The organism is Streptomyces sp. NPDC037389, assembly GCF_040636475.1.
In the GTDB taxonomy this organism is placed as follows: Bacteria; Actinomycetota; Actinomycetes; order Streptomycetales; family Streptomycetaceae; genus Streptomyces; species Streptomyces hesseae.
This window is the reverse complement of the sequence record NZ_JBEZUS010000003.1, coordinates 317,800-330,026: the sequence shown is the minus strand read 5'-3', so window position 1 is coordinate 330,026 and position 12,227 is coordinate 317,800. Positions and strand designations below refer to the sequence as shown.

10 protein-coding genes are annotated in these 12,227 nt (G+C 71.4%); 4 read left to right on the top strand and 6 right to left on the bottom strand.

What is annotated here, in order from left to right:
* Positions 1-113: 113 nt before the first annotated feature.
* Positions 114-827 carry a response regulator gene (locus AB0E98_RS08230; RefSeq protein ID WP_361700527.1) on the bottom strand — a complete coding sequence of 238 codons (714 nt, stop codon included), beginning with the start codon at positions 825-827 and terminating at the stop codon, positions 114-116.
* 38 nt (positions 828-865) lie between these two features.
* A complete protein-coding gene (locus tag AB0E98_RS08225; RefSeq protein ID WP_361699866.1) occupies positions 866-2,575 on the bottom strand; it encodes a sensor histidine kinase in 1,710 nt (569 codons plus the stop codon).
* 135 nt (positions 2,576-2,710) lie between these two features.
* Here AB0E98_RS08225 and AB0E98_RS08220 point away from each other — a divergent pair, with 135 nt between their 5' ends.
* Complete coding sequence (locus AB0E98_RS08220; RefSeq protein ID WP_361699863.1) at positions 2,711-4,144, top strand: cation:dicarboxylase symporter family transporter; 1,434 nt, start codon at positions 2,711-2,713, stop codon at positions 4,142-4,144.
* A 273-nt stretch (positions 4,145-4,417) separates the two neighbouring features.
* On the opposite strand, the gene AB0E98_RS08215 is transcribed toward AB0E98_RS08220, so the two are convergent.
* Entirely contained in the window at positions 4,418-4,897 is a 480-nt protein-coding gene (locus AB0E98_RS08215; RefSeq protein ID WP_361699860.1) for an ATP-binding protein, read from the bottom strand.
* A 168-nt stretch (positions 4,898-5,065) separates the two neighbouring features.
* Between AB0E98_RS08215 and AB0E98_RS08210 the strand changes: the two genes are divergently transcribed.
* Together AB0E98_RS08210 and AB0E98_RS08205 are read left to right on the top strand one after the other, a co-directional pair.
* Positions 5,066-5,917 (top strand): helix-turn-helix transcriptional regulator, encoded by an 852-nt coding sequence (locus tag AB0E98_RS08210; RefSeq protein WP_361699857.1) that lies wholly within the window; start codon positions 5,066-5,068, stop codon positions 5,915-5,917.
* Between the two features lie 13 nt (positions 5,918-5,930).
* Complete coding sequence (locus AB0E98_RS08205) at positions 5,931-6,263, top strand: DUF397 domain-containing protein (RefSeq protein WP_361699854.1); 333 nt, start codon at positions 5,931-5,933, stop codon at positions 6,261-6,263.
* A gap of 400 nt (positions 6,264-6,663) precedes the next feature.
* Here AB0E98_RS08205 and AB0E98_RS08200 read toward each other — a convergent pair whose 3' ends face one another.
* Positions 6,664-7,764: a serine hydrolase domain-containing protein gene (locus AB0E98_RS08200; protein WP_361699851.1), complete on the bottom strand. Its 1,101-nt coding sequence runs from the start codon at positions 7,762-7,764 to the stop codon at positions 6,664-6,666.
* Positions 7,765-7,787: 23 nt separating this feature from the next.
* A complete protein-coding gene (locus tag AB0E98_RS08195; RefSeq protein ID WP_361699849.1) occupies positions 7,788-8,447 on the bottom strand; it encodes a DUF4097 family beta strand repeat-containing protein in 660 nt (219 codons plus the stop codon).
* Between the two features lie 227 nt (positions 8,448-8,674).
* Here AB0E98_RS08195 and AB0E98_RS08190 point away from each other — a divergent pair, with 227 nt between their 5' ends.
* Complete coding sequence (locus AB0E98_RS08190) at positions 8,675-9,451, top strand: helix-turn-helix domain-containing protein (RefSeq protein WP_361699846.1); 777 nt, start codon at positions 8,675-8,677, stop codon at positions 9,449-9,451.
* A 44-nt stretch (positions 9,452-9,495) separates the two neighbouring features.
* Here AB0E98_RS08190 and glgP read toward each other — a convergent pair whose 3' ends face one another.
* Positions 9,496-12,126, bottom strand: coding sequence for an alpha-glucan family phosphorylase (gene glgP, locus AB0E98_RS08185; protein ID WP_361699843.1), 2,631 nt, complete (start codon positions 12,124-12,126; stop codon positions 9,496-9,498).
* Positions 12,127-12,227: the final 101 nt, after the last annotated feature.

The window sequence follows — 12,227 nt, the reverse complement described above, 5'->3', positions numbered from 1 at the left end:
CCTGCGGCACCGGCACCTTCGGCGCCTGTCGAGTCGTACGTTCCCCGGCCCGCCGCGCGGCACGCGCACACGGCGGGCCCGTACGGGACGTCAGCGGCAGACCGGGCAGGGCCTCAGCGCGGCGTGGACGTCAGCCAGCGGTAGCGCAGTTCGGGCCGGCCGATCTGGCCGTACTGCGGGGCGCGGGCGGCGCGGCCGGTCTCCACGAGGTGCTCCAGATAACGCCGGGCGGTGATCCGCGAGACGCCCACGGCGTCGGCGGTCTGGCCCGAGGAGACGCCTTCGGGACCGGCGGCCCGGACGCTGTCGATGACCGCCTGAAGGGTGTCCCCGGCCAGCCCCTTCGGCAGCGCGGCGGGCTGTGGGGCACGCAGGGCGGCGAGGGCGCGGTCCACCTCCTCCTGACCGCTCGCCTCGCCGGCGGCGGCGCGGAACTCCGCGTACCGGGTGAGGCGGTCGCGGAGGGTGGCGAAGGTGAAGGGCTTGAGCACGTACTGGACGACGCCCAGCGAGACGCCCTCCCGGACGACCGCGAGGTCGCGCGCGGACGTCACCGCGATGACGTCCGCCGTGTGCCCGGCGGCGCGCAGCGACCGCAGCAGCTGAAGGCCGTGGCCGTCGGGGAGGTAGAGGTCGAGCAGCAGCAGATCGACCGGCGTCCGCTTGAGGAACTGCGAGGCGTCCCCGCGCGAGTGCGTCACCCCCGCGACCTTGAACCCCGGCACCCGGCCCACGTACAGCGCGTGCGCGTCGGCGGCGACGGGATCGTCCTCGACGACCAGCACACGGATCGCCTGCGGCGGGCTCACGGGGTCTGCCGGGCCCATTGAACCCATCGAACCCATCGGACCCGGGCTCACGGTGGTCATACGGGGACTCCTTCGGTGGTGCGGACGTGCTGAAGCGGCAGCCGGACGGTGAACTCGGCGCCGCCGGCGGGGGCGTCGGCCAGGGCGACGGTGCCGCCGTTGCGGCGGGCGGCCTGGCGGACGAGGGCGAGGCCGAGGCCGCGGCCGTGGGGGAGGGGGGTGCCGTGGTCCGGGCCCCCGGGCCCCCGGACCGCGCTTCGGGCGGTGTCCTCGAACGCCGGACGGGCCGATTTCACCGCCTTCGTCGACCAGCCGCGGCGGAAGATCTCGTCCACCGCCTCCGGCGGTACGCCCGGGCCCGTGTCGGCGACGCGCAGGAGCAGTTCGGCGCCGGACGCCCGGACCGTGACGGTGACCCGGGGCGGCCGGGTGCCGCTCGCGCCGGACGCGTCCACCGCGTTGTCGATCAGGTTGCCCAGCATCGTCACCAGGTCGCGGGCGGACAGGTCGGGCGGCAGCAGCCCGTCGTCGACGTGGCTGTCGTCGGTGAGGACGAGCTCCACGCCGTGCTCGTTGGCCTGGGCCGCCTTGCCCAGCAGCAGCGCGGCGAGGACCGGCTCGGCCACGGCGGCGACGACCCGGTCGGTGAGGGCCTGGGCGAGCTCGAGTTCGGCGGTGGCGAACTCCACGGCCTCCTCCGCGCGGCCCAGTTCGATCAGGGAGACCACGGCGTGCAGCCGGTTGGCGGCCTCGTGCGCCTGCGAGCGCAGCGCCTCGGTGAATCCGCGCACGGAGTCCAGCTCGCCCGCGAGCGCCTGGAGTTCGGTGTGGTCGCGCAGGGTGACCACCGTGCCGTGCCGCTCCCCGCCGGCCACCGGCTTGGTGTTGAGGACGACGACCCGTTCGTCGGTCAGGTGCACCTCGTCGACGCGTGGCCCGGGGGCGAGCAGCGCCTCGGTCAGCCCCGGTGGCAGCCCCAGCGCGGTGACGGGCAGGCCGATCACGTCCCCGCGCAGGCCGAGGAGTTCCCGGCCGCCGTCATTGACGAGTGCGACCCGGTGCCGCCCGTCGAGCATCAGCAGCCCCTCGCGGACCGCGTGCAGCGCGGCCTCGTGGTAGTCGCGCATCCGGCCGAGTTCGGCGGCGTTCATGCCGTGGGTGTGCCGGCGCAGCCGGGCGATCAGCAGATACGTGCCCGTGCCGCCGAACGCCAGCACGGTCAGGGCCACGCCGACGAACACCAGGACCTGGCGGCGCACCTGGGCGCTGATCGCGTCGACGGTGATGCCCGCGCTGACGAGCCCGGCGACCCGGCCGTCCTCGTCCCGTACGGGCGCGACGGTCCGCACGGACGGTCCCAGCGTGCCCGTGAACGTCTCCGAGAACGTGTGGCCCTCCAGGGCGGGCTCGGTGTGGCCGAGGTAGCGCTCGCCGATGAGGAGGGGGTCGCGGTGGGTCCAGCGGACGCCGTCGGGACTCATGATGGTCACGAAGTCGACGCTCGTGTCCCTGCGGACCTGCTCGGCGTACGGCTGGAGACGTACGGCCGGGTCCCGCTCCCGTACGGCCTCCCGTACGGAGGGGGAGGCGGCGACGGCGACGGCGGCCGCCGTCACCTGGCGGCGGGCGGACTCCACGGCCTGGTCCCGGTCGGCGAGGTACGCGAAGGTCGCGCACCCGGCCACCACGGCGGCGACCAGCGCGATCTGCGTCGCGAAGAGCCGGCCGGCCAGGCTGTGGGGGAGACGGATGCGAGGTCTGCGCATGGCCGACAGTGTGCCTGTTGGCCGGTTCATGAACGTAATGCACATAAGCGTGACCACCGTCACAGGGCCGTGCATAGTCTCCGCGACCCCACTTTTTCCTCGGGAGAACCCCACGATCCCTTTGAGGAGACCACCATGACCACCGTGAGAGCGCAGTCACCCCCGCCACCGGATGACGCGGACGGCCCGGACGGCCCGTCCGGCACCGGCGAGCAGCCGGGCGCCCGCCCGGACCGGAGCCACTATCTGTATCTCGCGGTGATCGGCGCGGTGCTCGTCGGTGTCGTGGTCGGCTTCGCCGCGCCGGGCACGGCCGTGGAGCTCAAGCCGCTGGGCACGGGCTTTGTGAACCTCATCAAGATGATGATCGCGCCGGTCGTCTTCTGCACGATCGTGCTCGGCATTGGATCGGTGCGGAAGGCCGCCAAGGTCGGCGCGGTCGGCGGACTGGCGCTGGGGTACTTCCTGCTGATGTCCACGGTGGCCCTGGCCATCGGCCTGGTGGTCGGCAACATCCTGGAGCCCGGCAGCGGACTCCACCTCACGGACGCGCTGCGGCACGCGGGCGAGGCCCAGGCCAAGGGCGCGCACGAGTCCACGTCGGACTTCCTGCTCGGCATCATCCCCACCACAATCGTCTCCGCCTTCACCGGCGGTCAGGTGCTCCAGACGCTCCTCGTGGCCCTGCTCACGGGCTTCGCGCTCCAGGCGATGGGCCCGGTCGGCGAGCCGGTGCTGCGGGGGATCGGGCACATCCAGAAGCTGGTCTTCCGGATCCTCTCCATGATCATGTGGGCGGCGCCGGTCGGCGCGTTCGGTGCGATCGCCGCGCTGGTCGGGGCGACGGGCGTGGACGCGCTGAAGTCCCTGGCCGTCATCATGCTCGGCTTTTACGTCACGTGTCTGATCTTCGTGGTCGTGGTGCTCGGGAGCCTGCTGCGGCTGGTGGCGGGGGTGAACGTGTTCGCCCTGCTGAAGTACCTGGGGCGGGAGTTCCTGCTGATCCTGTCCACGTCGTCGTCGGAGTCGGCGCTGCCGCGCCTGATCGCGAAGATGGAGCACCTGGGCGTCAGCAGGCCGGTGGTCGGCATCACGGTGCCCACGGGTTACTCGTTCAACCTGGACGGGACGGCCATCTACCTCACGATGTCCTCGATTTTCGTGGCCGAGGCGATGGGGAATCCGCTGTCACTGAGCCAGCAGATCTCCCTGCTGCTTTTCATGATCGTCGCCTCCAAGGGCGCGGCGGGCGTCACGGGCGCCGGCCTCGCCACCCTCGCGGGCGGCCTCCAGTCCCACCGCCCGGATCTCGTCGACGGGGTCGGCCTGATCGTCGGCATCGACCGCTTCATGAGCGAGGCCCGGGCCATGACCAATTTCGCGGGCAACGCGGTGGCGACCGTCCTCATCGGCACGTGGACGAAGGAGATCGACGCGGCCCGCGCCCACGAGGTCCTGGCGGGGAGGCTGCCGTTCGACGAGGCGGCCCTTGCCGACGACGGCCACGGCACGGCGCCGGAGGCGCCTGAGCCGGGGCCGGGGCCGAAGGAGGCCGTCACGGCCGCCTGACCCACAGACCACCCCCACGGCGTGGCCGCCACTCCCCAACCCGGCGGCCCCAGGCCCGGAACGGCACCGCCGGGCGCGCCGTGGGGGTTCCCCGCCGTCGCGGCGGGAGGAGGGCCCCGGGCCCGCCCGGGGCAACCCCCACCCCCCACCCTCCTCCCGCCGCGTCGGTGAGCGCCGAAGTCCTGACGCCGGTCGTCACAGCGGTTTCCTCGCTTTGCGGGCGGGATCCATGGGGATCAGCGCTGACGGCTGACGACCTCCCGACCCCGCCCCTCACGCAGTCAGCGTGATGCCCCCGCCGCCTCCGCCCTCGCGGAGTTCGAACCAGACCTGCTTGCCCACGATGTGGAGGTCGTCCCAGACCAGCGCCACGCCGGAGGCGGACGCCAGGTCACGCACCAGGGCCAGGCCCCTGCCGCGCTCGTCGCCGGCGGGGGCCTGGCCCTGTCGGCGGTACGGCCGCCGCACCGGGTCGTCGTCGCGCACGGCGACGACGACCCGGTCACCGTGCACGGTCACCTCGACGGACAGCACGGGCACGCGGGCGTGCTGCACGACGTTGGCGACGGTGTCGGACACGCAGATCCGCGCGTTCTCGATCAGCGGGTATCGCTCCACCGCGATCAGCACGGCGGTCACGAATTCGCGTGCGACGCGGGCGGTTGTGGCGGTGGCCGGGGCGGTGAACTCGTAGCGTTCGGCGGGGTGGGGATCGATCCCCGTTCGGGGGGCGAGGAGTGATGCGGTGGCCATGGTTTACCTCCAGGCGGGAGTGCGCAACTGCCGGTACGGCAGGCGCCTTTGAGTCTTCGACGGTAGGGCATGAGGTACAACGTGTGTAACTCATTCCGTCCAATCACTGGAACGAGTGGACCGCCGTCCGGACACGGGCCACACTGAGTCCCGACAGGAGGGGAACGGATGCCACCGAGAAAGGCCCCAACCGCCCGTCAGCAGCGGCTGGGTACGGAACTCCGCAGGATGCGTGAGCAGGCGGGCATGTCGCTTGTGCAGGCCTCCACCCTGCTGGGCACCGACCGCACCAACATCAGCAACGCCGAATCCGGCCGCCACGGCGTGAGCGGCGAGCGGGTCCGGGCGTGGGCCTCGCACTACGGCTGCCCGGACGCGGCCTACGTCGACGCGCTGGTCGCCATGACCGAGGAGCGCGGCAAGGGGTGGTGGGAGGAGTATCGCGACACGCTACCGGCCACCGCGCTGGACCTTGCCGAGCTGGAGCACCACGCCACCGCGTTCCGGGCGGTGCAGATTATGCACCTGCCGGGGCTGCTGCAAACCGAGGAATACGCCAGAGCAGTCTTCAGCCACGCGGTGCCAGCCCTCAGCCCTCAGATCCTTCGACGCAGGCTCTCGCACCGGATGCGACGGCGCGACGTCCTCGACCGGCCACAACCTCCGGTGTGTACGTACCTCATCCACGAAGCGGCACTCCGTCTTCGGTTCGGGAGCCAAGGCGTTCAGCGCGCACAACTCGACCACCTGTTGAAGGAATCGGAGCGCGACAACATCACGATCAAGGTGATCCCCTTCTCCGTCGGCGGCTTTCCCAGTGCCGGCAGTTCGCCGCTCTACGTGTCGGGAGTGGTGCGACAACTCGATACCGTGCACATCGACACGCCGACTGGGTCGGCCTTCCTGGGCGGGGAATCGCGGCTCACTAATTACCGGTCCGTTCTCGACCACGTCGAGGGGCTGACGCTCGGCCCGGGACAGTCCCGTGATTTCATCCGCAAGATGGCAGCGCAAGCGTAGAGGCATACAGACCATGCGACTCCAATGGCAGAAGTCATCGTTTTCCTCAGACACTCAGGGCGACTGCATCGAGCTCGCCCGCAGCGGTGGCGGCATAGTCATCCGCGAGAGCGACGCGTCGGCGGTGGTCTTACAAACCCGCAGGCGGAGCGTCGCGGCGCTCATCGAGTGGCAGAAGTCGTCATTCTCGACCGACTCGGAAGGGAACTGCGTCGAACTCCGCAGGCAGGGCGACCGCATAGCTATCCGCGAGAGCGACGCCCCCACCACCGTCCTCGCAACAACCCCGCCCCGCCTGCGGGCGCTCCTGGCCGCCCTCAAGGTCGCTGACAGCGCGCAGCCGTAGGCGCAGCCCCGGAAGACGGTGAATCCTGCTGTCCCGACCCTCACCACGGGCGGGACCGGGCTGCCCAACGGCGGCGTGGAACACCGCCCCAACCATCCGAGTGAAGGCCCACAAAACCGAGACGGCCAACTGATCGACAGGGAACGATGCCACCATGCTGGATCGCCCTCCGCTCATGCGCTGCAACCGGTGTCGCAACCCCTTGTGATGGGATGTGACGCCAGGGCAGCCACCAGGCTGGTACTGCTCAGTGTGCAACGATCCGCCGGAGCGGAAGGTCAATCAAGCCGCCGTGCCGCCGCCGTGTCCCGCAGGGTGTCCTTCCCCGGTCTTCGAGATCCGGGACGGTGTAAAGCGGCACATCTGTCACTGAGCCGGCTCCGCCCCGTCAGCCCGTGGCCTACCCGCCGCAGAACACCGCCCTGACGAGCGCGTCCAGCGCCTTCGGGAACTCTGCCGCCGGGTCGATCGCCGCATCCCCCGTGTTCACCGAAGCGGTCAGCGTCCGGCTGCCGTCGGGCGTGCTGTACATGAGCGCCCCGTAGCCCCCGGGCGGGGCGCCGTTGTGGTGGTAGACGGTGCCGTGGTCCGGGCCCAGGTCCTGGACGAACAGCCCGAGGCCGTAGTGGAAGTCGCCGCTCTTGGGGTGCGGGGTGCGCATCTCGTCCAGCAGCGGGTCCGGCAGGAGCCGGCCGCCCATCAGCGCGGAGAAGAACGTGTGGAGATCCTCGGTGGTCGAGATCATGTCACCGGCGGCGGCCAGCAAGGAGAGGTTCTGACGGGCGACGTCGACGATCTTCCACTCGCCCGCGTCCTGGTAGCGGTAGTAGCCGTGGGAGTTCGGCCCGGGGAGCTCCGTCCGGTTGCCCGGAACCATGGTGCCGCTCAGGCCGAGCGGCCGGAGGATCCGCTGCCGCATCTCCTCGGCGTACGAGTGGCCCGTGAGCCTCTCGATCAGTAGCTGGGCCAGCGTGTAGTTGGTGTTGGAGTAGCTCCAGTCCGTCCCCGGCTCGAACCGCGCGGGCTTGGACAGTGCCAGCCGTACCAGTTCCTCCGGCCGGTAGGAGTGGAACCGGTTGTCCACCCACTCCTTGCCCGTGGCGGGTATCCCCAGCACGATCATCCCGTCGGGGTAGTACTCGCCGGTGTAGTTGAACAACCCGCTGGTGTGTTGCAACAGCATCCGCACGGTGATCCGCCGGTCCAGCCCGAGCTCGGGCAGGTGGTCGGCCACCGGGGCGTCCAGCCCGATTCTGTCCTCGGCCACCAGTTGCAGTACCAGGGTCGCGGTGAAGGCCTTGGTGGAACTGCCCGTCCAGAACGAGCCGTTCACCGGCGGCTTGGCGGTCTCGCCCAGCTTGCGCACTCCGGCGCTGCCGACCCACTCGCCCCGCTCGTCGTGCACGCGCATCTGCACCCCGGCGAAGCCGGAATCGACGAACTCCTGGATGGCCTTCTGCAACTCCGGGCGGTCCTGCCCGGCAGCGGTCTCGCTGGTCATGATGGGGATCCTTTCCGGGGGTTTCAGAGGCTGCGGGCGGTGATGTCGCCGTGGGAGGTCGTGGCGCGGATGTCCAGGACGGTGGTGCCGTCGTTCTTGAGGGCGTTGCTGATGCTGCCGTAGTCGGTGCGGGCGTCCAGGGCGGCCGACGCGCCGGAGGCGACCGAGATGCTGCCGGACTGGGTGCGGAGCACGACCGTGCCGAGCATGGCCTCGGCGATGCGGATGTCGCCCCGCGTGGTGCTGATCTCCGCGGGGCCGTTGAGGCGGCCGACCTCGACGTCGCCGTCGACCGCGGTGAGGTGGAGGCTCGCGGCCTCGTCGATCTTGATCTGGCGGTACGCGCCCTCGAAGGTGACGTCGCCGAGCCGTCCGACGCCCCGGAGTTCGGCGGCGGCCGTCTTCGCGTCGACGCGGGAGCCGGCGGGCAGCTGGACCGTGACCTCGATGGCTCCGGAGGGGCCGAAGTACTGGTTCTTCGGCGCCCGGGTCTCGATCCGCAGGACGCCGTCGACGTAGGTGACCTCCGTCTGCTCCGCCGCCTTCACGTCGCGGCTCTTGGAGACGTTCGCGGGCAGGACCTCGACCGTGGTGACGGCCCGGTCGGCGGCGATGAACTGCACGCGCCCGGCGGGGATGTCGAGGACGGCGAAGACGGGGGCGGGGGTGTCGAACTTCTGCATCGTGCGCTCCTTGAGCTCGTTGTTTCCGATGACGGAAAAGCTACGTTGCGTTCAAGGATCTGGCAACGACTTCGTTGCGCAGTAACGCTATCTATGCAGGTCAAGGCATCAATTTCGTTGCAACGGTTTTGAATCTAACGCAACAACAGGCATCTCCGTCCGTTGCAATGGATTGGGAGTGAACGCTATGCTGGAGTCATCACGGACGGACCACGAAGGAGAGCCCGATGCCCGGAGGCAGACTCACCCAGCAGGAACGCCAGCAGATCGCGCTGGGGGTGGCCGACGGACTCGCCTACGCGGAGATCGCCAGGCGTCTCGACCGTCCCACCTCGACGGTCACACGCGAGGTGATGCGCAACGGCGGCCCCACCGCCTACCGCGCCGACCTGGCCCACCGCGCCACCGAACGCCGCGCCCACCGGCGCAGGCAGGCCGCGCCCCGAGGGACGGAGGTGCCGCCGCAGGCCCACGGACGCGACACCGAAGCCGTGCGGGAGTACGAGGAGGCGTTCACGACCCTCCTGATGCAACAGGGCCTGCCCAAGATGGTGTCCCGCGTGCTGACCTGCCTCTACACCACCGACGCGGGCAGCCTCACCGCGTCCGAGCTCGCCCAGCGCCTCCAGGTCAGCCCCGCGTCCGTCTCCAAAGCGGTGACGCTCCTCGACAGCCAGGGCCTCATCCGCCGGGAACGCGACGAGCGCCGCCGCGAGCGCTACCTCGTCGACAACGACGTCTTCTACACGGGGATGATCGCGGCCGCCCGCTCCAACGCCCTGCTCGCCGAGACCGCACGGCAGGGCGTCGGCATCCTCGGCCGCGACACCCAAGCCGGCGTCCGCCTCGAGAACATCGCCCGCTTCGTCGACTTCGTCAGCGAGAACATGGCCCGCGCCGCCGAGCAGGCCCGCGAGATCCTCTACATGAAGCCCGAAACGACCGCGGGCAGCGCTGCCGAGCAGCCGCAGCCGGCGGGGCCCGCGTCGGATCCTTCGACCTGATCCGACGGGCCCCACCGGCCCCACCCGGCACCGCGCCCCGCGCGCTACCGCATCAGCACCCCCGCCGCCTCACCCGTCCCCTCCGACGACGGCACCGCCACCAGCCCCAGCTCAGCCCCATCAGCCAACAACCGGTGCGCGGGCAGGATCCGCACGGTGTACCCGAACGGGCCCGTCCGGTCCAGCGTCAATGGCCCCTCGTACAGGCGCCGCCCGTCCAGCCCAACCGCCCCCGTCGCCTTCAGCGGAAACGCCGCCGCCCGGTCCAGCCGGTCGGCCGAGTCCACCCGGCCCGCGACGGCCTGCACCTCGACGTCCGAGGGGTCGAGCTCGCCCAGTGTCACGCTCACCCGCAGCGAGACCGTGGAGCCCAGCTCGGCCGTGCCGTTCAGCGGGCCGTCCGAGACGGCCTCCACATGGTCCACGGCGACGGCCGGCCACGCCGCCCGCACCCGTGCCTTCCACGCGGCCAGCTCCTGGGCCGCGATCGGGTCCAGGGACCGGTGGGCCTCGGCCGCGGGCGCGTAGAGCCGCTCGACGTACTCGCGGACCATCCGCCCGGCGAGCACCTTCGGCCCGAGCGTCGCCAGCGTCCGCCGGACCATCTCGATCCAGCGGCCCGGCAGTCCGCCCGCCGCCCGGTCGTAGAAGCGCGGGGCCACCCGCTGGGCCAGCAGGTCGTAGAGCGCGGCCGCCTCCAGGTCGTCGCGGCGGTCGTCGTCCATGGCCGCGCCGTCGGCGGTGGGGATGGCCCAGCCGAAGTCCGGCTCGTACCACTCGTCCCACCAGCCGTCCAGAACGGAGAGATTGAGACAGCCGTTCAACGCCGCCTTCATCCCGGACGTACCGCAGGCCTCCAGCGGCCGCAGGGGGTTGTTCAGCCAGACATCGCAGCCGGGATAGAGCTTCTGGGCCATCGCCATGCCGTAGTCCGGCAGGAAGACGATGCGATGGCGTACGCGCGGGTCGTCGGCGAAGCGGACGAGCTCCTGCACCAGCCGCTTGCCGCTGTCGTCCGCCGGGTGCGCCTTGCCCGCTACGACGATCTGCACCGGCCGCTCCGGGTGCAGCAGCAGCTCGGTCAGCCGCTCGCGGTCGCGCAGCATCAGCGTCAGCCGCTTGTACGACGGCACGCGCCGGGCGAAGCCGATGGTGAGGACGTCGGGGTCCAGCACCCCGTCGATCCATCCCAACTCGGCCGTCCCGGCGCCGCGCTCCCGCCAGGAGGCCCGCAGCCGCTCCCGCACCTCCTCCACCAGCTGTTCGCGCAGGGTGCGCCGCAGCTCCCAGACGGCGGCGTCGGAGATGTCGGCGACGGTGTCCCAGCGCTGGGAGCCGCCGACGGCCAGGGCGTCCTCGGCGCGTCCGGCGCCGATCTGCCGGGCGCCGAGCCGGAAGACCTCGGGGGCCACCCAGGTGGGGGCGTGCACCCCGTTGGTGACCGAGGCGATGGGCACTTCCTCCGGGTCGAAGCCGGGCCACAGCCCGGCGAACATCTCCCGGCTGACCCTGCCGTGCAGCGTGGAGACGCCGTTGGCGCGCTGGGCCAGCCGCAGGCCCATCACGGCCATGTTGAAGAGGTTGGGCTCGCCGCCGGGATAGTCCTCCCGGCCCAGCGCCAGTACTCGCTCGACGTCGATGCCGGGCAGCTCCGCGCCGTCGGCGAAGTGCCGGGAGACGAGCGCGGCCTCGAAACGGTCGATGCCGGCGGGCACGGGGGTGTGGGTGGTGAAGACCGCGCCGGCGCGGACGCACTCCAGTGCCGCGTCGAAGTCGGCGCCCTGCTCGGTCAGTTCACGGATCCGCTCCAGCCCCAGGAAGCCCGCGTGCCCCTCGTTGGTGTGGAAGACCTCCGGTTCGGGATGCCCGGTGATCCGGCAGTACGCCCGTACGGCGCGCACCCCGCCGATGCCCAGCAGCATCTCCTGGAGCAGCCGGTGCTCGCTGCCGCCGCCGTAGAGCCGGTCGGTCACCTCCCGTTCCCCGGAGCCGTTGTCCTCCACGTCCGAGTCGAGGAGCAGCAGCGGCACCCGGCCGACCTGCGCCTGCCAGACGTACGCGTGCAGACAGCGGCCGCCGGGAAGGGCGAGGGTGACCCGGGCGGGGGTGCCGTCGGGCTCGCGGAGCAGGGACAGCGGGAGCTCGTTGGGGTCGAGCAGGGGATAGTGCTCCTGCTGCCAGCCCTCGCGGGAGAGCGACTGGCGGAAATAGCCGTGGCGGTAGAGGAGTCCGACGCCGATGAGGGGAACGCCCAGGTCGCTGGCGGACTTCAGATGGTCGCCGGCGAGGATGCCCAAGCCCCCGCTGTACTGGGGGAGGGCGGCGGTGATGCCGAACTCGGGGGAGAAATAGGCGACGGCGGCCGGCAGCCCGGCGGGCTGGTCCTGGTACCAGCGCCGGCCGGTGACGTAGTCGTGGAGATCGTCGGCGGCCGCCGCCAGCCGCCGCCGGAACCGGCGGTCCTCGGCCAGGGCGGCCAGCCGGTCGGCGGAGACGGAACCCAGCAGCCGCAGCGGGTCGCCCCCGGCGGCCCGCCAGCCCTCGGGGTCGACGGACTGGAACAGTTCGCGGGTCTCGGGGTGCCAGGACCAGCGCAGATTGCGCGCCAGTTCGCTGAGCGGTCGTAGGGGTTCCGGAAGGACGGGACGCACGCTGAATCGACGAATGGCCTTCACGGATTCGACGGTAGCGGCAGGCGTCGGCACGGGAGGGGGCAATGGACCGGTTCCACCGCACCGGGGCGAGCCCGCGCGCAGACCGACTGATGTCTTCGCAC